At 64.7% G+C, this 20,326-nt stretch carries 21 protein-coding genes; 15 read left to right on the top strand and 6 right to left on the bottom strand.

The annotated features are described in order from the left end of the window. Positions 1–83: 83 nt before the first annotated feature. Both AT984_RS12020 and AT984_RS12015 read left to right on the top strand, forming a co-directional pair. Positions 84–806 carry a YceI family protein gene (locus AT984_RS12020; RefSeq protein ID WP_058720298.1) on the top strand — a complete coding sequence of 241 codons (723 nt, stop codon included), beginning with the start codon at positions 84–86 and terminating at the stop codon, positions 804–806. Positions 807–970: 164 nt separating this feature from the next. Then, positions 971–1,648: a DUF502 domain-containing protein gene (locus AT984_RS12015; RefSeq protein WP_058720297.1), complete on the top strand. Its 678-nt coding sequence runs from the start codon at positions 971–973 to the stop codon at positions 1,646–1,648. Here AT984_RS12015 and AT984_RS12010 read toward each other — a convergent pair. From AT984_RS12010 to moaA, 5 genes are all read right to left on the bottom strand, one after another. Beyond that, a complete protein-coding gene (locus AT984_RS12010) occupies positions 1,645–2,928 on the bottom strand; it encodes a cyanophycinase (protein WP_058720296.1) in 1,284 nt (427 codons plus the stop codon). The genes AT984_RS12015 and AT984_RS12010 overlap by 4 nt on opposite strands. 94 nt (positions 2,929–3,022) lie before the next feature. Next, a complete protein-coding gene (gene moeA / locus AT984_RS12005) occupies positions 3,023–4,324 on the bottom strand; it encodes a molybdopterin molybdotransferase MoeA (RefSeq protein ID WP_058720295.1) in 1,302 nt (433 codons plus the stop codon). Positions 4,325–4,387: 63 nt separating this feature from the next. Beyond that, positions 4,388–4,939, bottom strand: a complete 552-nt coding sequence (locus AT984_RS12000) for a GNAT family N-acetyltransferase (protein WP_231741409.1) — start codon at positions 4,937–4,939, stop codon at positions 4,388–4,390. Continuing rightward, entirely contained in the window at positions 4,936–5,613 is a 678-nt protein-coding gene (mobA, locus tag AT984_RS11995; protein WP_058720294.1) for a molybdenum cofactor guanylyltransferase MobA, read from the bottom strand. Before mobA ends, AT984_RS12000 begins: the two co-directional genes overlap by 4 nt. 9 nt (positions 5,614–5,622) lie before the next feature. Continuing rightward, the gene (moaA, locus tag AT984_RS11990; protein ID WP_058720293.1) at positions 5,623–6,759 is read right to left on the bottom strand and encodes a GTP 3',8-cyclase MoaA; all 1,137 of its coding nucleotides are present in this window, start codon (positions 6,757–6,759) and stop codon (positions 5,623–5,625) included. Positions 6,760–6,945: 186 nt separating this feature from the next. Between moaA and AT984_RS11985 the strand changes: the two genes are divergently transcribed. Further along, positions 6,946–7,437, top strand: coding sequence for a response regulator (locus AT984_RS11985; RefSeq protein WP_058720292.1), 492 nt, complete (start codon positions 6,946–6,948; stop codon positions 7,435–7,437). Positions 7,438–7,460: 23 nt separating this feature from the next. Beyond that, positions 7,461–8,849, top strand: coding sequence for a sensor histidine kinase (locus AT984_RS11980; protein WP_082679983.1), 1,389 nt, complete (start codon positions 7,461–7,463; stop codon positions 8,847–8,849). A gap of 82 nt (positions 8,850–8,931) precedes the next feature. On the opposite strand, the gene AT984_RS11975 is transcribed toward AT984_RS11980, so the two are convergent. Next, positions 8,932–9,534, bottom strand: a complete 603-nt coding sequence (locus AT984_RS11975; RefSeq protein ID WP_058720291.1) for a phenylacetic acid degradation protein PaaY — start codon at positions 9,532–9,534, stop codon at positions 8,932–8,934. Positions 9,535–9,765: 231 nt separating this feature from the next. Here AT984_RS11975 and AT984_RS11970 point away from each other — a divergent pair, with 231 nt between their 5' ends. From AT984_RS11970 to paaZ, 11 genes are all read left to right on the top strand, one after another. Continuing rightward, positions 9,766–10,572 (top strand): enoyl-CoA hydratase-related protein, encoded by an 807-nt coding sequence (locus tag AT984_RS11970; protein WP_058720290.1) that lies wholly within the window; start codon positions 9,766–9,768, stop codon positions 10,570–10,572. Between the two features lie 4 nt (positions 10,573–10,576). Further along, the gene (gene paaI / locus AT984_RS11965) at positions 10,577–11,038 is read left to right on the top strand and encodes a hydroxyphenylacetyl-CoA thioesterase PaaI (RefSeq protein ID WP_058720289.1); all 462 of its coding nucleotides are present in this window, start codon (positions 10,577–10,579) and stop codon (positions 11,036–11,038) included. A 23-nt stretch (positions 11,039–11,061) separates the two neighbouring features. Next, positions 11,062–12,378: a phenylacetate--CoA ligase PaaK gene (gene paaK / locus AT984_RS11960; RefSeq protein WP_058720288.1), complete on the top strand. Its 1,317-nt coding sequence runs from the start codon at positions 11,062–11,064 to the stop codon at positions 12,376–12,378. 24 nt (positions 12,379–12,402) lie between these two features. Continuing rightward, positions 12,403–13,404 carry a 1,2-phenylacetyl-CoA epoxidase subunit PaaA gene (gene paaA / locus AT984_RS11955; protein WP_058720287.1) on the top strand — a complete coding sequence of 334 codons (1,002 nt, stop codon included), beginning with the start codon at positions 12,403–12,405 and terminating at the stop codon, positions 13,402–13,404. Between the two features lie 37 nt (positions 13,405–13,441). Further along, positions 13,442–13,756: a 1,2-phenylacetyl-CoA epoxidase subunit PaaB gene (gene paaB / locus AT984_RS11950; protein WP_058720286.1), complete on the top strand. Its 315-nt coding sequence runs from the start codon at positions 13,442–13,444 to the stop codon at positions 13,754–13,756. Positions 13,757–13,767: 11 nt separating this feature from the next. Continuing rightward, a complete protein-coding gene (gene paaC, locus AT984_RS11945) occupies positions 13,768–14,568 on the top strand; it encodes a 1,2-phenylacetyl-CoA epoxidase subunit PaaC (protein ID WP_058720285.1) in 801 nt (266 codons plus the stop codon). A 2-nt stretch (positions 14,569–14,570) separates the two neighbouring features. Continuing rightward, on the top strand, positions 14,571–15,095 hold the full coding sequence (paaD, locus tag AT984_RS11940) for a 1,2-phenylacetyl-CoA epoxidase subunit PaaD (RefSeq protein ID WP_058720284.1): 525 nt from the start codon (positions 14,571–14,573) through the stop codon (positions 15,093–15,095). A 21-nt stretch (positions 15,096–15,116) separates the two neighbouring features. Beyond that, positions 15,117–16,196: a 1,2-phenylacetyl-CoA epoxidase subunit PaaE gene (gene paaE, locus AT984_RS11935; RefSeq protein WP_058720283.1), complete on the top strand. Its 1,080-nt coding sequence runs from the start codon at positions 15,117–15,119 to the stop codon at positions 16,194–16,196. A 32-nt stretch (positions 16,197–16,228) separates the two neighbouring features. After that, entirely contained in the window at positions 16,229–16,849 is a 621-nt protein-coding gene (locus tag AT984_RS11930; RefSeq protein ID WP_058720282.1) for a TetR/AcrR family transcriptional regulator, read from the top strand. Between the two features lie 71 nt (positions 16,850–16,920). Beyond that, positions 16,921–18,075 carry an ABC transporter substrate-binding protein gene (locus AT984_RS11925; protein WP_058720281.1) on the top strand — a complete coding sequence of 385 codons (1,155 nt, stop codon included), beginning with the start codon at positions 16,921–16,923 and terminating at the stop codon, positions 18,073–18,075. A 186-nt stretch (positions 18,076–18,261) separates the two neighbouring features. After that, the gene (paaZ, locus tag AT984_RS11920; protein ID WP_058720280.1) at positions 18,262–20,316 is read left to right on the top strand and encodes a phenylacetic acid degradation bifunctional protein PaaZ; all 2,055 of its coding nucleotides are present in this window, start codon (positions 18,262–18,264) and stop codon (positions 20,314–20,316) included. The last annotated feature ends 10 nt before the right edge of the window (positions 20,317–20,326 follow it).

Raw genomic sequence — 20,326 nt, 5'->3', positions numbered from 1 at the left:
GGGACACATTTCCGCGCCATTCCATCATCGTCAACTTCATGCTGCCACTTACGCTTGTCCCCCGTCGTGCCCTGGCTGTGGCCATGTTTCTTGCCATGGTCGGGCTGACGGGCTGCGGCACGCCAGTGGGCAGCGCCGCGGCGCCGGCTGCTTTGGCTGCAGGCGCAGACGAATCCGGTCTTTTGGCCGAGCGCTTTGCCAAGCTGCAGCAGGCTAGTCCTCAGGCGCAGTTGTTCAAGCTGGACGCCGAGGCGTCGACCTTGACGGTCCATGTGTTTCGCGCCGGCCGAGCGGCTGCTCTGGGGCATAACCATGTCTTGCAGGCGCCAGCTTTGCAGGGCTGGGCCTTGGTCACGCCGGCGGCGCTGGGGCAGACGCAAATGGAGTTGCTGCTCAGACTTGATGAGCTGCAGCTCGATGCCCCGGCCCAGCGCGCCCGGCTCGGCCCCGGCTGGGCCAGCGAGTTGTCACCCGCGGCGGTGGCGGCGACACGCAGCAATATGCTGGGCGCAGCGGGCTTGCAGGCCGATCAATACCCCTGGGTTCGCCTGCGGGCGGTGAAGCTTGTGGGCGAGTTACCCAAGTTGGCCGTTCAGGTCGAGATCGAGCTGCACGGCCAAAGCCGCAGCCAGTGGCTGGCGCTGGAGGCCAAGCTTGACGATCAGCGTTTGAGCGCACGCGGCGCGCTGGTGCTGCGCCAAAGCGACTTCGGCCTGACGCCGTTTTCGGTCGGTGCCGGCCTGCTGGCGGTGGCGGACGAGTTGCTGGTGGAGTTTGAGCTGGTGGCGCGTCCGCAGGCGCGCTGAGCCTGGCGTCCTGTCCTGACGCTGGGGGCGCTGCTTGGACGACGCGTCGGTCTCAGCTTCAGCCAAGGCGCTAGCATTGCCGGGCGCTTGATCGCGCCAGTCAGCAAGCTTTTCCGCTGGCCTGCCAAGGCCCCGCCACCGACTTTGTTCCCGATCGCTTACCCATGAAACCACTCGTTAAGTCCACCCAAGCCCATGTCCTGCGCACCCTGCTCACCGGCGCGCTGGCGGCCTTACCGATGGTGGCCACTTTGGTGCTGCTGAGTTGGGTGATGTCCTTGCTGCTGCGCTATCTCGGGCCGGGCAGTGCGGTCGGCGGTGTGCTGGCGGGCTTGGGTTTACGCATCACCGAGTCCGAAGGGCTGGCTTATGCCCTGGGCGTGGGCTTGCTGCTGGTCTTGGTGTACTTGCTGGGTTTGATGGTGGAGACGCAACTGCAGCGCCGGCTCAAGGCCATGCTGGACAGCCTGATCCGGCGCATCCCCATCATCAGCACGGTCTACGAGTTGCTGACCCGCATGGTGACCTTGATGAGCAAGCGCGATGCGGACGGTGTCGGCGCGATGACGCCGGTGTGGTGCCATTTCGGCGGCGTCAAGTCGGCGGAAGAAGGCGGTGGCGTGTTGGTGCTGGGCTTGCTGTCCACGCCCGAGCCGGTGCAGATCAATGGCCAAGCTTATATGGCGGTGATTGTGCCGACGGCGCCGGTGCCGGTGGGGGGCGGCTTGCTTTACTTGCCGCATAGCTGGATCACCCCGGCCGATGTGGGCATGGACGGGCTGACCAGCTTGTATGTCTCCTTGGGGGTCACCAGCGCCGAGGTGCTGGGGCGCAAGGTTTAGTAGAGCCCGCCGCCTGGCTTGGAGGAAGTCAGCACGCCGGCATTGGCGCTGACGTCGTAATCGCTGGTGGCGCCGGACAGTGCTTGCCAGTTGCTCAGATTGAACTGGCTGTTGGAGTCAGCCAGCTTTTTCACCCGCATGTTCTGCACCGTCAGCGGCTTGCCCGATTGGCACAGGGCCGGGCTGGTCTGCGGGGCCACAAAGTAGACGGCGCTGTCTGTGGTGGTGCTGATATTGGTGACACGTTGACCCACGAATGGCTGGCTGGCTGTGCCCTCACCCTGCACCAGCAGGGCGGTTTCAACCCCAAGCCCGATGCCGCGCGCATTGGCTGCCGCCAACACGCCCCCAGCGCAACCAAAGCTGGCGCTGCTGGCAATGCTGCGCGACATAAAGCTCACGAGCCGACCCATGCGGTCACGTTCGTCAAAGTGGGGGTCCACAAAGGTGTTGCTGAGGGCGGGGATATGGTCGCCGCCCGTGGGCGCCAAAAAGCTGCTGGCGCTGAAGGGCTGCGGGTCGAAGCTCATGTATTTGTTGAAGGGGTTGCCCAGCGCTTGGGCCGAGGTCACCGAACCGGTTTGGGCCGAGTAGATGAACTCACCCAGCACATTGGCGCCGGCGCTGGTGCCGCCGATCGGCACGCCGCGTGCAATCAAGCCCTGCAGCGTGGCCTGCAAGGCGCTGCCCTTCCAATTGTTGATGTAGCTGCTTTGGTCGCCACCGGCGATCCACACGGCATTGGCGGTGCTCAGCACCTTGTTGACAAAAGCGTCGTTGGCCGCGGCCAGGCTGGGGATGATGAGGGTCTCTGCGGCCGTCAGGCCCAAAAAGGCGCCGCCCACAAAGCCGTCCACCGCCGCGGTGTTGGTGGCGTTGCTGGCGTCGGAGTAAAGCAGATAGGGGTCGTAGGCGTCGGTGCCGGTGCTGCGGATGACGACGAAGCGGCCGCCGGTTCCGGGCCGGATGCCGGCCTTGTCAATCATCCAGCGGTAGGCGCTGTCCACATCCGGTCCGCCGCCCATCAGCACCAGAGGCTTGACGGCGGTGGGCAGCGTGTTGGGCAGGGGGCGCAGCGGGGTCAGATTGCCGGCGGTGAAGTAGGCGGTGCCGGTGACGAAGTAGCTGTAAGCCGGGGCTTTGCCGCCCCCCTTGGCGCTGGCAACACCACCCGCTGCCAGGCTCGTCAGGCTCGCCAGACTGAGGCTCAGGCTCAGGGCGGCACAACAGGCCGAGCGAAGCGCAGCACGGCGCGCGTGGGGAAAGCGACTGGTGGCCATCTGGAACTCCCGGTAGCGATGCAGGGGGAGCCCCAGTCTAGACACACCCGCCGCTGCGGGGAAGGGTGTAAACCTCTGGCTCGCCGGTGTGGGCTTAAGCCAGGGCCGCCAGCGGCCACACGGTGACCCAGTCACCGGCCTGCACATCGGCCTGCTCATGGCCCAGCACCACCAGCGCATTGGCCTGGCACATGCTGGACAAAATGCCCGAACCTTGGTTGCCGGTGATGGCCACCTGCCACTGGCCTGCTGCGTTGCGGCTGACGATGCCGCGCTGGTACTCGGTGCGGCCGGGCTTTTTACGCATGGCCTCGGTACTGATGGCTTGCACGCTTAGCAGCGGCTCGGGCGTGGCCCCGCTCATACGCAGCAGTGCTTCGCGCACAAAGGCATAGAAGGTCACCATTACCGCCACCGGGTTGCCGGGCAGGCCGAAGAGCAAGGTGCCCGGGCCTGTGGCCGATGGCATGCGGCCGATGGCCAGGGGCCGGCCAGGCCGCATGGCCACGCGCCAGAACAGCACATCGCCCAGCTCGGCCATCACGGCCTTGGTGTGATCCGCCTCGCCAACGCTGACGCCGCCGGAGCTGATGACCGCATCGGCCTCCAGCGCGGCGCGGCTGAAGGCGGCGCGCAGGGCTTGCGGGTCGTCACGCACCAAGCCGAGGTCGATCACCTCCACGCCCAGCTGTTCCAGCAAGGCCCACAAAGTGTGGCGGTTGCTGTCGTACAAGCCGCCCGGGGGCAAGACCTGACCCTGCTCAACCAGCTCATTGCCGGTGGACAAAATCGCCACCCGCAGGCGCCGCCACACTGGCACCTGGGCCAAGCCCAGCGAGGCCAGCAGGCCGATGTCGGCCGCGCGCAGCTTGCGCCCTTGGCGCAGGGCGATGGCGCCGCGCGCCAGGTCCTCTCCGGCCAGGCGGCGGTTGTCGCCGGGCTGCAGCATTCCCGGCGGGATGCTGATGTGTTCACCCTCGGCCTCGGTTGCAATTTGCACCAGCTCTTGCGGCACCACCGTGTCCAGGCCCGGCGGCATCACCGCGCCGGTCATGATGCGCTGGCAGCAGCCCGGCGGCAGCGCGCCAGCACCGGCCTGGCCGGCCAAGCTGGTGCCGGCCACGCGCAAGCGGGTCGGGCCTTCAGTTTGCAAATCACTGCCGCGTAGGGCAAAGCCGTCCATGGCTGAGTTATCAAACGCGGGTACGTTCAAGGGCGAAACCACGTCCGCGCTCAAGACCCGGCCCAGGGCCTGGCGCAGGGGCACCTCGCCTTGTTCGGCTGGTGTGCTGAGCAGCTGCCCAATGAAGTCTTGCGCTACCTCCACGCGCAAGGCTTTGGGGTCATAGCCGGCTAGGCGAGCGGCAATGGCGGCAAGGGTGTCGGGAGCAGTCATGCGCAGGGGAGGGGACTTCAGGAATTGAACGGTTTGATCAGACTAGAGCAGCATCGGCCTGGGTCAGCGTAGGCGCAAACACATCAGGTCTTTGTCCAGCACGCGGCCGTCGGGCAGCTTGATGGCGCCGGGCAAGCGCCCGTAGCGGGTGAAGCCGCAGCGCTCGTACAGCTTGACGGCCCCGGTGTTGCTGGCGGTCACGCTCAGCGTCACCAGCTCCAGCACCGGCTCACCGCGCAGCAGATTCAAGCTGCGTTGCAGCAGCTGCTGGCCGATGCCCCGGCCACGCAAATCGTCGCGCACCATCATGCCGACGATGTGCACCACATGTCGCACCTTGACGCGGGCCTCATGTTCGCAGGTGATGGCGCCCACCAAATGCCCCTCATGCCAAGCCAGCAGGGTGAACAAGCAGACACCGCCTCCGCCACCGCTCAGGCGGCTGCGGTAGCTTTCGGCATCGCGGCTGATTTCGGTGGCCGCGTCTGAGGTGAAGGCTTCCGGGTGGCGGGCCAGCATGCCGTCACGCAAGGCCTTGTAGGCCGGCAGATCGGCCGCATGCATGGGGCGCAATTGGCAGTCGGGTGCGGCGGGCATGGGGCTGGTGGCGTTCACTTGTGCGCTCCTGCGGCTTGGCCGGACCTTGCGTCCAGCGCCCCCGGCTCTTCCAGCGCCTGCAGCTCAGCCAGGCTATTGGCATTGAAGAAAGCCTGGGCATCGCCAGGCTGCTCGAAGGGCACCAAGCAATGCGGCTGTGCTCGCAGCCAGGTGTCGATCTTGCGGCCGCCACCGGCGATGTAGTCGGCCAGGCTGTCTTTCAGGCTGACCCGCAAGAGGCAGAACACCGGCTGGATCTGGCTGGCGCTGGCAATGCCTTCTTGCGGGTTGGCGCTCAGTGGTACCGCCAGCTCGGCGCCGGGCGATTGCTGCAGCGCAGCCGCCAGCCGCGCGGCCAGGTCCAGGGGCAGGGCGGGGGTGTCGCAGGGCGCGCTCAGCAGCCATTCGGTCTTTGCGGCTTGCAGGCCGGCCAGCAAGCCAGCCAGCGGGCCGGCGAAGCTGTCGTCGGCATCGCTGACCACCGCGTAAGCGCTGGCCGCATAGCGCGCCTGATTGCGGTTGGCATTGATCAACACCGGGCCCACCTGCGGGGCCAACCGGGCCAAAACATGTTCGAACAGGGCCTGGCCGCGCAGCAGCTGCAAGCCCTTGTCGACACCGCCCATGCGGCTGCCGCGGCCGCCGGCCAGGAGCAGGCCGGTGATTTGTGATCGCTCGATTCGCTCCGTCATCGCGCCTGCTCAGCCGCCGATGTAGTGCATCTCGACACGGCGCTCGCCGGCCTGGGCGCTGGCCTGTGCCTGGCCGCTGGCGCGCAGCTGCGAGTAGCGGTCGCTGCGGGCTGACCAGAGCTGGGCGATGGCGCCGCCCAAGAGTTCATCGCTGCTCGCGCTGCCGCCCCGCAGCAGGCCGCGCAAATCGGCCCCGCGGTGGGCGAACAAACAGTTGTAGAGCTTGCCTTCGGTGGATAGGCGGGCGCGGTTGCAGTCGCCGCAAAAGGCTTGGGTGACGCTGGAGATCAGGCCGATCTCACCCGCGCCATCGGCATAGGCCCAGCGTTCGGCGGTTTCGCCGCTGCTGCTGGGGTCCAGCGGGTTTAGCTCGAATTCTTCTTGCAGCCGCGCCAGCACCTGGGCGGATGGCAAGACCTCGTCCATCTGCCAGCCATTGCTGCTGCCCACGTCCATGTACTCGATGAAACGCAGGGTGATGCCCGAGCCCCGGAAATGCCGCGCCATGGGCAGGATCTGGTCGTCATTGCTGCCGCGCTTGACCACCATATTGACCTTGATCGGCGCCAGACCCACGGCCTGCGCGGCGGCAATGCCCTCCAGCACTTCCGCCACCGGGAAGCCCACATCATTCATGCGCTGAAACTGGGCGTCATCCAGGCCGTCCAGGCTCACCGTGATGCGCTGCAAGCCGGCGTCCTTGAGGCTTTGGGCTTTTTTCTTCAGCAGCGAGCCGTTGGTGGTCAGGGTCAGGTCCAGCGGCTGGCCTTCGGGCGTGCGAATCGTGGCCAGCATCTCGATCAGGTTCTCGATATGGCGGCGCAGAAGCGGCTCGCCGCCGGTGAGGCGCAGCTTTTGCACCCCCAGCTGCGCGAACACTCGGGCCAGTCGGGTGATCTCTTCGAAGCTCAGCAAGTCGGCATGGGGCAAGAAGACATGGTTCTTGTCGAACACATCCTTGGGCATGCAATAGCTGCAGCGGAAGTTGCAGCGGTCGGTGACCGAGATGCGCAGGTCCCGCAAGGGGCGGCCCAAGGCATCCAGCACGGCCCCGCCGGCCCAGGGCATGGCGGGCGTGTCGAGGACGGTAGGCAGCGCGTTGAGCTGGCGCTGGTCGGCAATGGGGAAGACGACGCGAGTAGTCATGGGGGTGATTGTGCCCGCTGGCGAGCGCGCTCTGAGCGAGCGCTGTTTGCGCCTGCGCGGCGGTTGCCAATGTCGGTGCTTTTTACCTCGATGGGCATGCTCGTGCACTGCTGGGGCGCATGGGTAAACCGCAGTAATATCCCGACACAGCTTGTAGTCAAAGCGCCATGACTGGAAGGGCCTTACGTGGATGATGATCTGCTCCTGTGTGACGACCTTGAAGAGCAAGGCCTGGCGCTCGATGTGGCGCCTTGGAAGATCTTGGTCGTGGATGACGACCCTGGCATCCATGAGGTCACGAATCTGGTGCTGGCCTGCCGCCGCTTCGACGAGCGGCCTGTCGTGCTCTTGCATGCCAGCTCGGCCGCCGAGGCGGAGCGCGTCTTGTCCGAGCACGCTGACGTTGCCATGCTGCTGCTCGATGTGGTGATGGAATCTGAGATGGCGGGCTTGCTGCTGGTGGATCGCATCCGCGGCCAGCTCAACAACCGCCGCACGCGCATCATCATTCGCACCGGCCAGCCCGGCTTGCTGAACGAGGACGATGTGCTCAGGCGTTATGAAGTGAACGGCTATTGCCTCAAGACGGCACTCACTGACGCACAACTTAATCGCACCTGCCTGCTGGCCCTGCGTAATTACCGCGACATCCGGGACGCATGCCTGGCCCTGAGCTGAATGTGCTGGTTGGGGGAGTCGCAATGAGCTTGCCGAGTTCCACGAATTCCACGAGTGCCCCGAGTACCTCGGGCGCCGCTGGCGCTGCGCTTTTCGACGAGTTGCAGGCCAAGCAACTGGCCGAGGCCGCGCTGCGCTCAATCACCCTGTCCACCTCCAAGGCGCAAGGAGAGGAGTTTTTCCGGGTGCTGGTGAAGGATCTGGCCCAGGCCATGCAGGTCCACTATGTGATTGCCGGCGAGCTGTGCCAGCTGGATGACGGCGAGGGCATACAGACCCTGGCGGTCTGGGGCGGCAGCGACTACATGCCCAATATCAGCTACAGCCTGGCTTGCACCCCTTGCCGCAATGTGACCGACCAGAGCATGTGCTTCTTGCCCTGTGATGTGCAGCAGGCCTATCCGGAAGATCTGCTCTTGGTCGAGATGGGGGCGCAGAGCTATATCGGCATGCCTATGGTCGGCAGCGATGGGAAGACTTTAGGCATCCTTGTGGCACTGGATGTGCGGCCGATGGCGGAGGATACGCGCTTGCTGGCCTTGTCCTTGCTGTCCATCTTTGCAGCACGTTGCGCGGCCGAGTTGCAGCACCGGCGGCGCGAGGTGGAGTTGGAGGCTCTGGTCGCGACCCGCACCCAAGCGCTGGCAGAAGCGCAGACCCTGCTGCACGAACGCGAGAAGTTGGCCGCCTTGGGCGGCATGTTGGCAGGCATGGCGCATGAGGTGAACACGCCGGTGGGCGTGGCCATCACCTCTTCATCGGGCCTGAAGACTTATGCCCGCGAACTGATTGAGGCGGTGCGGGCGGAAAAAGTGTCGCGCAGCCATCTGCAAGAGCTGAGTTTGCGGATCGAAAGAGCGGGTGACCTGGTGCTGCGCAATCTTGAACGCGCCGCTGATCTGCTGGCGAGCTTTCAGACCCTGACCAACGCGCAAGCGACCGCGGCCCCGGTGGAGCTGCTGCTGTCACAAGAGCTGGCGCAGCTGCTGGCCGCCCATTGGGCCGAATTCGATCAGCGCGGCGCCCATCATTGCCTGGAGGTTCCCGCGGGTCTTCGCGTGCGCTTGCCCAAGGGCAGCTTGGGGCAGATGGTGTCGAATTTGCTGATGAATGCCCTGAAACATGGCTGCGTTGAAGGGCGAACACTGACCGTGACCATCAAGGCCAATGCGGTGGGTGAGGATCTCCATTTGCAGGTGCGCGACGATGGTGCAGGCGTGGCACCTGATGTCCGCGCTCACATGCTGGAACCTTTTTACACCACCAAACGGGGGCAGGGCGGCACGGGGCTTGGTCTGCACCTAGTGTTCATGATGGTGCAAAAGATTGGCGGCCAGCTCAGCCTGGGCGGTGCACCCGGCAGCGGCTTGGTTGTGGACATCGTTCTGCCGCACTGCGTGCTCGGGGTTTGAGGGCGGCTTGATGCAGGCAGGCGGCGCACATCAGGTGCCGCCAATGCGGACGCCCGATGCCTCGACGCTGTCCCTGCCTCGCTCAAGCCCGCTTGTTCGCAATCAAGGTCTTTGGCCCCGCCACCTTCAGTTGCGGCCGGTTCTCCTCTTCAGCTGTCAGCGGCTGCACCTCCACCAGCGCGGCGTGGCAACGCAGGGTCAGGTCTTGATAGGTCTGGGTGCCATGCAATTTCCATTTGATCTCGTCCTCGCTCAAGGCGCGCATGACCTTGGCGGGCAAGCCGGCGATCAGTGATTTTTCGGGCAGCTTGAGGCCGGCGCGCACAAAAGCGCAGGCCGCGACGATGCTGTAGGCGCCGACCTCGGCCTCGTCCATCACCACCGCGTTCATGCCCACCAGCGCGTCATGCCGCACGGTGCAGCCATGCAGCACGGCGCCGTGGCCGATATGGCCATTGGTCTCCACCAGGGTGACGGAATCGGGGAAGCCGTGGACCACACAGCTGTCTTGCACATTCACGCCCGCTTCCAACACGATGCGGCCGAAGTCGGCGCGCAGGCTGGCGCAGGGGCCGATATAGCAGCCCGGGCCGATATGCACGTCGCCAATCAAAACTGCGCTGGGGTGAACGTAGGCACTGGGGTGAACGACGGGGATGACGCCGTCGATGGCATAGCTGGGCATGGTGTTTGAGCTCTCGGGTTTGAAGCAGCTGAGTGGGCGAAAGGGCTTTTGGCGCGAGCGGGCTGGGCGGTCTAGGGTTAGTACTGCCTTGCTGCGCTTGCGTTAAATCAATGCACAGCCTACGATCTACCGACCGGTCGGTCAAGAATGTTTGTTTGGTCGACTTTTGTCAAATTGCAGTGCCGGGGCCCGAGGTAGGCCCAGCCACTGTGCCGCAATTCAGGGCCACGCATGCAGCTAGAACCGCAGTATTTGAGCAGCCAGGACGGCGCCGTGTTGACGCTCACGCTGAACCGTCCGCAGGCGCTCAATGCCTTCACCTCGGTCTTGCTGGCTCAGCTGCGCGAGGCGCTGGATGCCGCGGCCGAGGATGCCTCGGTGCGCTGTGTGGTGATCACCGGCGCGGGCCGCGCCTTCTGCGCCGGCCAGGATTTGTCTGACCCCTACGTCAAGCCCAGCGATGACCCGGCCGACGCGCCCAAGGACATCGGCCAGTTGCTGGACGGCTTTTACGTGCCCCTGGCGCTGCGCGTGCGCAGCATGCCGGTGCCGGTGATTGCGGCCGTCAATGGGGTGGCTGCTGGGGCGGGCGCTAATTTGGCTTTGGGCTGTGATCTGGTCTTGGCCGGCCAGTCGGCCAGCTTTATTCAAGCCTTTGCCAAGATCGGTCTGATTCCCGACTGCGGAGGCACTTGGCTGCTGCCGCGCTTGGTGGGCCGCGCGCGCGCGCTGCAGTTGGCCTTGCTGGGCGAGAAGCTGCCGGCAGCCGAGGCGCAAGCCATGGGCCTGATCTACCAAGTGGTGGCCGACGAAGACTTGGCCGCCACCGCCCAAGCCCTGGCGCAGCGCCTGAGCCAAAGCCCGGTGCGCGCGATGGCGCAGACCCGCCGCTTGTTTGACCAGGCCGGTTTGCTGGACTTTGACGAAGCGCTCAAGCAAGAGGGGCTGACGCAAAGCCAGCTTGGCTTTGGCGACGACTATCAAGAAGGCGTCAATGCCTTCTTGCTAAAGCGCAAGCCCGTGTTCAAGGATCGCTGACACCATGAATGCACAAGAAATCGCCGAAGCGGTGCGGGATGGCATGTTTGCCAACGACCGCGCGTCCAAGGGTTTGGGCATGGAGATTCTGGCCATCGCCCCCGGCGCCGCCACCCTGGTCATGACGATCAAAGAGTCCATGCTCAATGGCTTTGACATCTGCCATGGCGGCTTCATCACCACATTGGCCGACTCGGCCTTTGCCTTCGCCTGCAACTCCTACAACGAGTTGACGGTGGCCTCGGGCTTTGCCATCGACATCGTGGCACCGGCTCGTCTGGGCGACCGGCTCAAAGCCGTGGCCCACGAGGTGTCGCTGGCCGGTCGCACCGGCGTTTACGACATCACCATCACCAACCAGAACGACGAGCTGATCGCGGTGTTCCGTGGCAAGTCTTACCGCATCAAGGGCAAGCCCGTGGTGCTCTTGCCCATGCCCACGGATGCCGCCGCTTCCGCTGACTGACTGACTCAGGACGAGCTTTTGATATGAGCGCAAGAATTCCCGCCCCGGGCGAGTTGGACCCGATCGAAACCGCCAGCCGCGACGAGTTGCAAGCCCTGCAACTGCAGCGCCTGCGCTGGAGCTTGGCCCATGCTTACGACAATGTGCCGCATTACAAGGCTGCTTTTGATGCGGCCGGCGTGCACCCCAGCGACCTCAAGACGCTGGCGGACCTGAGCCGCTTCCCCTTCACCACCAAGCACGATCTGCGCGACAACTACCCCTTCGGCCTGTTCGCCGTGCCGCAGAACCAGGTCGCGCGCATTCACGCCTCCTCGGGCACCACCGGCAAGCCGACCGTGGTGGGCTATACCGCCAAGGACATCGACACCTGGGCCGGCCTGGTGGCGCGCTCCATCCGCGCCGCTGGCGGCCGAGCTGGCGACATCATTCACATCGCCTACGGTTACGGCCTGTTCACCGGCGGCCTGGGCGCGCATTACGGCGCCGAGCGTCTGGGCTGCACCGTCATTCCCATGTCCGGTGGTCAGACCGAAAAGCAGGTGCAGCTGATCCAGGACTTCAAGCCCAAGATCATCATGGTCACGCCCAGCTATATGCAGGTGATCATCGAGGAATTCGCTCGTCAGGGCCTGGAGGCCGAGGCCTCAAGCCTGAAGATTGGCATCTTCGGTGCCGAGCCCTGGACCGAGGCCATGCGCCGCGAGATCGAGGCTAAGGCCGGCATCGACGCGGTGGACATCTACGGCTTGTCCGAGGTGATGGGGCCAGGTGTTGCCAGCGAATGCGTGGAAAGCAAGGACGGCCCGGTGATCTGGGAAGACCATTTCTACCCCGAGATCATCGACCCCGAAACCGGGGCAGTGCTGCCCGACGGCTCGGAGGGCGAGCTGGTGTTCACCTCGCTGAGCAAGGAAGCCCTGCCCATCATCCGCTACCGCACCCGCGACCTGACCCGCTTGCTGCCGCCCACGTCTCGCGCCATGCGCCGCATGGGCAAGATCGTTGGCCGCAGCGACGACATGCTGATCATCCGCGGCGTCAATATGTTCCCGACGCAGATCGAAGAGTTGGTGCTGCAGGAGCCGCAACTCTCGGGCCAGTACCAGATCGTGGTCAGCCGCGATGGCTTGTTGGACGCGGTGGAAGTGCGCTGCGAGCTGCAAATGGCCGCCGTGGGCCAGGCCGATGTGGGGGCGATTGCCAAGTCGCTGCAGCACCGCATCAAGACCCTGGTGGGCGTGTCCACCAAAGTGGCTATCGGCGCGCCCGATTCGATCGAGCGCACCCTGGTCGGCAAGGCCAGGCGGGTGGTTGACCAGCGACCCAAGTCTGTTTGAGTTGATTGTTTTTCAGGAGCAAGCATGTACACCCAAGCCATGAGCGTCGGCCCACAAGATGTGGCCGCCAAGGTCAAGAGCGCGGAAGAAGCCCAAAAGGAGGCCGCGTTCGAAGCCCGGATTGATGCCGGTGATTTCATCGAAGCCAAAGATTGGATGCCCGAGCATTACCGCAAGACCTTGGTGCGCCAGATCAGCCAGCATGCGCATTCCGAGATCGTCGGCATGCTGCCCGAGGGCAACTGGATCACCCGCGCGCCCACCCTGAAGCGCAAGGCGATTTTGCTGGCCAAGGTGCAGGACGAAGGCGGCCACGGCCTCTACCTCTATTCCGCAGCCGAAACCCTGGGCACCAGCCGCGATCAGATGTTGGCGGCCCTGCATTCGGGCAAAGCCAAGTACAGCTCCATCTTCAACTACCCGACGCTGACCTGGGCCGATATCGGCGTGGTTGGCTGGCTGGTGGACGGCGCGGCCATCATGAACCAGGTGCCGCTGTGCCGCTGCTCTTTCGCGCCCTACGCCCGCGCCATGATCCGCGTCTGCCGCGAGGAAAGCTTTCACCAGCGCCAAGGCTATGAGTCCTTGCTGGTGATGATGCGTGAAGGCACGGCCGAACAAAAAGCCATGGTGCAAGACGCAGTGAACCGCTGGTGGTGGCCCTCGCTGATGATGTTCGGCCCGGCAGACAAAGATTCGCCCAACTCCGAGCAAAGCATGCGCTGGGGCATCAAGCGCATCAGCAATGACGATCTGCGCCAGAAGTTTGTGGACGCCACCATCCCGCAGGCCGAGGTCCTAGGCATCACCGTGCCGGACCCCGACCTGAAATGGAACGCCCAGACCGAGCACTACGACTTCGGCGCCATCGACTGGGCCGAGTTCTGGCGCGTGGTGGGCGGCGACGGCCCCTGCAACCGCGAGCGCCTGGCCGCCCGCGTCAAAGCCTGGGACGAAGGCGCCTGGGTGCGTGAGGCGGCCCTGGCCCATGCGAAGAAACAGTCACTCAAAGCCAAGGCCGCCTGAGCCTTTTGCCTAGCAACAAGATCAAGGAATTAGCATCATGAGCGAAGCCCAAAAGCCCCAGCCCAGCACCCAAAACGAATGGCCTTTGTGGGAGGTGTTCGTGCGCAGCAAGGCCGGCCTGGACCACAAGCACTGCGGCAGCCTGCACGCGGCCGACGCCAAGATGGCGGTGCAGATGGCCCGCGAGGTCTATACCCGCCGCCAAGAAGGCACCAGCATCTGGGTGGTCTTGTCCAAGCACATCGTTGCCTCTGACCCGGGCGAGAAGGGCATGTACTTCGATCCGATGGAAGACAAGGTTTACCGCCACCCCACGTTCTACGAACTCCCTGAGTCCGTGAACCACATGTGAGGGCGCCCGCCATGTCAATCGCCTCCATCCAAGTCGGCAACAAGGCCGACGTTCACTACCTGCTCCGCATCGCGGATGCCTGCTTGATTCTTTCCCAGCGCTTGGGCGAGTGGTGCGGTCATGCGCCCATCCTCGAGGAAGACCTGGCGCTGACCAATATGGCGCTGGACCTGGTGGGTCAGGCGCGTGGACTCTTGACCCGCGCCGGCCAGCTCGACGGCCAAGGCCATGACGAAGACCAGCTCGCGTTCTTGCGCGACGAGCGCCAATACCTCAACCCGGTGCTGATGGAGTTGCCCAATAGCGCCAGCGGCAATAGCCGGCCCGGTGACTTTGCGCTCACGCAGGTGCGCAATTTTGGCGTGGCCACCTGGCTGCTGCTGCTGTGGCAAGGGCTGGAAAAGTCCAGCGACGCCGAGGTGGCCGCCATTGCCGCCAAGGCCGTCAAGGAAGCCAGTTATCACCAGCAGCATGCGGCTGACTGGGTGGTGCGCCTGGGTGATGGTACGGCCGAGTCCGCCGCCAAAGCCCAAGCCGCCTTGGCCCTGCTGTGGCCCTATTTCAACGAGCTGTTCGCTGACGATGCGGTCAGCGCCGCCGCAGTGGCGCAAGGCCTGGGCCCGGCTTGGTCCACGCTCAAGCCGCAGTGGCAGGCGCAAGTGGCCGAGGTGCTGGCCGATGCCCAGCTCAGCCACCCCAAGGACAGCGCCTATGTGCCGACCGGGCACCTGGGCATTCACAGCGAGCACATGGGCCATCTGCTGGCAGAGATGCAGTATCTGCAACGCGCCTTCCCTGGCGGCAAGTGGTGATCATGAGCCCCACCGAGGTCAAGGAGCTTGGCTGCGGTCGTCTGGAAGCCGCTTGGGAAGTGCTCAAGCAGATTCCCGACCCGGAAGTGCCGGTGATCTCGCTGTTCGAGCTGGGCATCGTGCGTGACCTGCGTGAGACGGCTGCCGGCCTGCAAGTGGTGCTCACGCCCACCTACAGCGGTTGCCCGGCCACCGAGCTGATTCAAGACGATGTGCGCGCCGCGCTGGCCCGCTTCGGTGAGGTGGAGGTGATCTTGCAGCGCGCGCCGGCCTGGACCACCGACTGGATCAGCGAGGCCGGGCGCGCCAAGCTGCTGGCCTACGGCATTGCGCCGCCTGGCCGCGTCTTGTCGGACCAGCCCCAGCCCATCCGCCTGGTGCATCGCGCCGCGCTGACCCAGCTGGCCTGCCCGCGCTGCGGCTCGGCGCAAACCGAGAAGCTCTCGGCCTTTGGCTCCACGGCTTGCAAGGCGCTGTACCGCTGCCTGAGTTGCCGAGAGCCCTTCGAGTATTTCAAACCGATTTGATTGCAGAGGAAGCACTTCACCATGAGTCTTCATTTTCATCCCCTCAAGGTGCGCGCCGTCACGCCCGACACCGAGGAAGCCGTGATCGTCTCTTTCGACCTGGCGCCCGAGTTGGCCGAGGCCTTTAAATTCACCCAGGGGCAATACCTGACCCTGCGTCAAGACGTGGGTGGCGAGGACCTGCGCCGCAGCTACTCCATCTGCGCCGGGGTGGACGATGGCGAGCTGCGCGTGGGTGTGCGCAAGGTGCAGGGCGGGCGTTTTTCCAACTGGGTCAATCGCGAGCTCAAGGCCGGTGATGTGATCCAGGTCTACCCGCCGCAAGGCCGCTTCTTTGTGCCGATTGAGCCAAACAGCGCGCGCCATTACGTGGGCATTGCCGGCGGCTCGGGCATCACCCCGATTCTGTCCATCATGAAGACGGTGCTGGCCAAGGAGCCGGCCAGCCGCTTCACGCTGATCTACGGCAATCGCCGCCAGGCCTCCACCATGTTCAAGGAAGAGCTGGAAGACCTGAAGAACCAATACCTCACCCGGCTCAGCCTGCACCATGTGTTCAGCGACGAGGTGGTGGACGCGCCGTTGATGGCCGGCGTGATGAATCGCGCCAAGATTGCCGAGCATTTGAGCGCCCTGGTGCCGGCCGCGGGGATCGACCAGGCCTTCATCTGCGGCCCCTACCAAATGAATGACGAGGCCGAGGCTGCCTTGCGTGAGGCCGGCGTGCCGGAGGAGCGCATCCATGTGGAGCGCTTCGGCACCGTGGAAATGCAGACCGGCAAGCCCGCGCCCCATGTGGTGCTGGCCGGCGATGTGGACGCGGCCAAAGTCACCGTGATCCGCGACGGCATCAGCCGCGAGATCGAGTTCGGCAAGCAAGACGCCAGCATCCTCGACGCCGCGGCTCGCGCCGGCATGGACGTGCCTTTTTCTTGCAAGAGCGGCGTCTGCTCGACCTGCCGCTGCAAGGTGCTGGAAGGTGAGGTGCGCATGGACAAGAACTTTGCGCTGGACAAGCACGAGGTGGCGGCCGGCTTCATCCTCAGCTGCCAAGCCCATGCTTTGACACCCAAGGTCGTGATTTCCTTCGACGAGCGCTGACAATCAGCGCTTTGTCAAAGTAAAAGGACCCCATGGCCAGAGGACGTGCTCCCGGATTTGAGAACCAGCGCGAGGAAATCCTCGACGCGGCGGCGCGGCTGTTTGCCCACAAGGGCTATGCCGGCACGTCCATGAACGCGGTGGCCGAAGCCTGTGAGGTGTCCAAGCCCACGCTTTACCACTACGTCAAGGACAAGCAGGAGTTGCTGGCCCAGATCTGCGAAACCCATGTGCTGGGTCTGGCCGAATTGGTCAAGGATGTGCAGGCGCTCCAGTTGGCGGGCGAGCCCCATTTGCGCGCCCTGATCGCGCGCTTTGTGCAGAGCTACGGCCAGGCGCAGAACCAGCACCGGGTGCTGACCGAGGATGTGAAGTTCTTGAGCGAAGAGGATCAGCAGCGCTTGCTCAAGGTCGAGCGCGAGGTGGTCAATGCCTTTGCCGAGGCAGTGGCCGCGGTGCGGCCCGAGTTGAAGCAAGAGAAATTGCACAAGCCGCTGACCATGCTGCTGTTTGGCATGATCAACTGGACCTTCACCTGGCTCAAGCCCGATGGTGATTTGAGCTATGAGGACATGGCGCCGATGGTGGCGGATTTGTTCTTCGGCGGCCTCGGGGCGGTCAGCGCCCCGGCAGCAAGCCCCGTGAAGGATTGATGCAGCAAGATGGTTCGGTCGGGCCTATCCGGCATGGTTGTTTGACACATAAATCAATGGAGACAAAGACGATGAATCAGATCAAGAAAACCCTGTTGGCCCTGGCGTCCACCGCGGCCCTGTTTGCGGCATCGGCCCAGGCCGACATCAATGTCGGCGTGACCGTTTCGGCAACAGGACCGGCCGCTTCGCTGGGTATTCCCGAGAAGAACACCATCGGCCTGATGCCGACCACCATCGCCGGTCAGAAGATCAACTACATCGTCCTGGACGACGCCTCCGACACCACCGCGGCTGTCTCCAACACCCGCAAGCTGATCAGCGAGCACAAGGTGGATGTGGTGGTGGGTTCCACCGTGACGCCTAACTCCCTGGCCATGATTGATGCGGTGGTGGAGGGCAGCACGCCGATGATCTCCATGGCCGCCTCGGCCCGCATCGTCGAGCCCATGGATGCCAAGAAGCGCTGGGTCTTCAAGACCCCACAGAACGACATCATGATGGCCCTGGCCATCGTCCAGCACATGGCCGCCGCCGGCGTCAAAACAGCCGCCTTCATTGGCTTTGCCGATGCCTACGGTGAAGGCTGGTTCAACGAATTCAGCAAGATCGCCGCCGTCAAGGGCGTGCAGATCGTCGCCTCCGAGCGCTACAACCGCACCGACACCTCGGTCACCGGCCAGGTGCTGAAGTTGATCGCCGCCAAGCCCGATGCGATCCTGATCGGCGGCTCGGGCACGCCGGCTGTGCTGCCGCAAAAGACGCTGAAAGAGCGCGGCTACGCCGGCAAGTTCTACCAAACCCACGGCGTGGCCAATAACGACTTCCTCCGCGTAGGCGGCAAGGATGTCGAAGGCACCTTCTTGCCCAGCGGCCCGGTGCTGGTGGCGGCGCAATTGCCGGCCGATCACCCGGTGAAGAAGAGCGCGCTGGAATACATCGCCAAGTACGAAGCGGCTTTCGGCAAGGGCAATGTGTCCACCTTCGGCGGCCACGCCTGGGACGCTGGCCTGCTGTTGCAAGCTGCCATTCCGGTGGCGCTGAAAAAGGCCCAGCCCGGCACGCCCGCCTTCCGCGCCGCCCTGCGTGATGCGCTTGAGGGCGTGAAGGAATTGCCCGCCGCCCACGGCGTGTTCAGCATGAGCCCGACCGACCACCTGGGTCTGGACCAGCGCGCCCGCGTGATGGTCAAGATCGAAGGCGGCACCTGGAAGTACCAGCCCTGATCGTTCCAACGCTGGGCTGCTGCGCAAGCCGGGCTGGGGTTCTGCAGTGCTCGCCGTACAAGAAAGCGCGGCGGCGCGTTGCAACCCCAATCTCGGCTCGCTCGCAGCGCCCCTCGGCGGCCCGATCCGCTTTTTCAATGACGGCCTCTGCGACTCGCAGAGCCATTCAATAGTTTGAGATCCGCCATGAGCGCCACGCCCCCCATCCTCCAAAGCCTGATCGCCAATCGCTGGATTGGCACGCAATCTGATCGCGCGCTGCACAGCGCCATCAACGGCCGCGCCGTGGCGCTGACGCATGCGGACGAGATCGACTTCGGCGAAAGCCTGGCCTATGCGCGGGGTCAGGCCTTGCCTGCGCTGCTGAAGCTGGACTTCCAGCAGCGCGCGGCCTTGCTCAAGGCCTTGGCCACCTACCTGATGGAGCACAAGGAGGCGCTCTACGCCGTCTCGGTGCACACCGGTGGCACGCGTTCCGACAATTGGATCGACGTGGAAGGTGGCATCGGCACTTTGTTCGCCTACGCCAGCATCGGCCGCCGTGAACTGCCCAGCAGCAATGTCTTCCACGAAGGCCCGGCCATCGCCCTGGGCAAAGAAGGCCAGTTCATGGGCTCGCACATCCTGGCGCCCAAGCGCGGCGTGGCCGTGCACATCAATGCCTTCAACTTCCCCATGTGGGGCATGTTGGAAAAGTTCGCGCCCAGCTTCCTGGCGGGCATGCCTTGCATCGTCAAGCCGGCCACCGCCACGTCCTTCGTGGCCGAGGCCTGTGTGCGCTTGATTCATGCGTCAGGCTTGCTGCCGGCCGGCAGCTTGCAGCTGGTCGTTGGCGGTTCGGGCGATTTGCTGGATCGTTTGGAGGAGACCGATGTGGTCACCTTCACCGGTTCAGCCGACACGGCCGCCATGCTGCGCGTCAACCCCAATCTGATTCGCCGCTCCATTCCCTTCAACGGCGAGGCCGATAGCCTCAACTGCGCCATCCTGGCGCCGGACGTGCTGCCGGGCGACCCCGAGTTCGAACTCTTTGTGCGCGAAGTGGCCCGTGAGATGACGGCCAAGACCGGCCAGAAGTGCACTGCCATCCGCCGTGCCATCGTGCCGGCTCAGCACATCGATGCGGTGGCGGCTGCGCTGCGCGAGCGCCTGGCCAAGATCAAAGTGGGTGACCCCGCCGTGGAGGGCGTGCGCATGGGCGCCCTGGCCTCCAAGGCCCAGCAGGCCGATGTGGCCGAGCGCGTGGCCTTGCTTAGCCAAGGCAATGAGACGGTGTTCGGCGCCGCGGACGGCTTCGCGCCGGTGGGTGAGGGCGTGAGCGAAGGTGCTTTCTTCTCCCCCACGCTGCTGATCTGCCGCGACGCGTTTGCGAACGAAACGGTGCATAACGTCGAGGCCTTCGGCCCGGTTTCCACCCTGATGCCTTACGAGGGCCTGGACCAGGCGCTGGCCCTGGCCGCCAAGGGCCGCGGCAGCTTGGTGGCCTCCGTCGTCACCAAGACGCCTGCGATCGCTGCCGAGGCGGTCTATCAGGCTGCAGCCTTCCACGGTCGCATTCACGTGCTGGACCGCGAGTCCGCCAAGGAGTCCACCGGCCACGGCTCGCCGCTGCCGCAGTTGAAGCATGGCGGCCCGGGACGTGCCGGCGGTGGTGAAGAGCTCGGCGGCCTGCGCGCCGTTAAGCACCATCTGCAGCGCTGCGCGGTGCAGGGTTCGCCCACCATGCTCAGCGCCATCACCGGCGAATACCAGCGCGGTGGCAAGGTGCAAGAGGATGCGATCCACCCCTTCCGCAAGTACTTTGAAGAGATCCAGATCGGTGACTCGCTGCTGACGCATCGCCGCACGGTCAGCGAGGCGGACATCGTCAACTTCGGTGGCGTTTCCGGCGACTATTTCTATATGCACTTCGACGAAGTGGCGGCCAAGGACACGCAGTTTGGCCAGCGCATTGCGCATGGTTACTTTGTGCTCTCGGCGGCGGCCGGCTTGTTTGTGTCGCCCGCGCCCGGCCCGGTGCTGGCCAATTACGGCCTGGACACTTTGCGCTTTGTGAACCCGGTGGCGATTGGTGACACCATCCAAGCCCGCCTGACTTGCAAGCGCCGCATCGACCGTGGCAATCGCCCTGACCAGCCGCCGCAAGGCGTGGTGGCCTGGGACGTGCAGGTGATGAACCAGCGCGGCGAGTTGGTCGCCAGCTACGACATCCTGACCCTGGTGGCCAAGAAGCCGGCTTGAGGGTGACGCC

Origin of the sequence: Paucibacter sp. KCTC 42545 (assembly GCF_001477625.1) — a bacterium.
GTDB lineage: Bacteria > Pseudomonadota > Gammaproteobacteria > Burkholderiales > Burkholderiaceae_C > Paucibacter_A.
The sequence above is the reverse complement of the archived record's forward strand: the minus strand, read 5'-3'. Positions and strand labels throughout refer to the sequence as shown.

What these genes read in the sequence shown, in the direction of transcription:
- paaE (WP_058720283.1), top strand. Translation starts at nt 15,117, where the DNA reads ATGAGTCTTCATTTTCATCCCCTCAAGGTGCGCGCCGTCACGCCCGAC.
- AT984_RS11930 (WP_058720282.1), top strand. Translation starts at nt 16,229, where the DNA reads ATGGCCAGAGGACGTGCTCCCGGATTTGAGAACCAGCGCGAGGAAATC.
- paaK (WP_058720288.1), top strand. Translation starts at nt 11,062, where the DNA reads ATGAGCGCAAGAATTCCCGCCCCGGGCGAGTTGGACCCGATCGAAACC.
- mobA (WP_058720294.1), bottom strand. Translation starts at nt 5,613, where the DNA reads ATGACGGAGCGAATCGAGCGATCACAAATCACCGGCCTGCTCCTGGCC.
- AT984_RS11925 (WP_058720281.1), top strand. Translation starts at nt 16,921, where the DNA reads ATGAATCAGATCAAGAAAACCCTGTTGGCCCTGGCGTCCACCGCGGCC.
- AT984_RS12020 (WP_058720298.1), top strand. Translation starts at nt 84, where the DNA reads ATGTTTCTTGCCATGGTCGGGCTGACGGGCTGCGGCACGCCAGTGGGC.
- AT984_RS11980 (WP_082679983.1), top strand. Translation starts at nt 7,461, where the DNA reads ATGAGCTTGCCGAGTTCCACGAATTCCACGAGTGCCCCGAGTACCTCG.
- paaA (WP_058720287.1), top strand. Translation starts at nt 12,403, where the DNA reads ATGTACACCCAAGCCATGAGCGTCGGCCCACAAGATGTGGCCGCCAAG.
- paaD (WP_058720284.1), top strand. Translation starts at nt 14,571, where the DNA reads ATGAGCCCCACCGAGGTCAAGGAGCTTGGCTGCGGTCGTCTGGAAGCC.
- AT984_RS12015 (WP_058720297.1), top strand. Translation starts at nt 971, where the DNA reads ATGAAACCACTCGTTAAGTCCACCCAAGCCCATGTCCTGCGCACCCTG.
- paaI (WP_058720289.1), top strand. Translation starts at nt 10,577, where the DNA reads ATGAATGCACAAGAAATCGCCGAAGCGGTGCGGGATGGCATGTTTGCC.
- AT984_RS11970 (WP_058720290.1), top strand. Translation starts at nt 9,766, where the DNA reads ATGCAGCTAGAACCGCAGTATTTGAGCAGCCAGGACGGCGCCGTGTTG.
- paaC (WP_058720285.1), top strand. Translation starts at nt 13,768, where the DNA reads ATGTCAATCGCCTCCATCCAAGTCGGCAACAAGGCCGACGTTCACTAC.
- moaA (WP_058720293.1), bottom strand. Translation starts at nt 6,759, where the DNA reads ATGACTACTCGCGTCGTCTTCCCCATTGCCGACCAGCGCCAGCTCAAC.
- paaZ (WP_058720280.1), top strand. Translation starts at nt 18,262, where the DNA reads ATGAGCGCCACGCCCCCCATCCTCCAAAGCCTGATCGCCAATCGCTGG.
- moeA (WP_058720295.1), bottom strand. Translation starts at nt 4,324, where the DNA reads ATGACTGCTCCCGACACCCTTGCCGCCATTGCCGCTCGCCTAGCCGGC.
- AT984_RS11975 (WP_058720291.1), bottom strand. Translation starts at nt 9,534, where the DNA reads ATGCCCAGCTATGCCATCGACGGCGTCATCCCCGTCGTTCACCCCAGT.
- paaB (WP_058720286.1), top strand. Translation starts at nt 13,442, where the DNA reads ATGAGCGAAGCCCAAAAGCCCCAGCCCAGCACCCAAAACGAATGGCCT.
- AT984_RS12010 (WP_058720296.1), bottom strand. Translation starts at nt 2,928, where the DNA reads ATGGCCACCAGTCGCTTTCCCCACGCGCGCCGTGCTGCGCTTCGCTCG.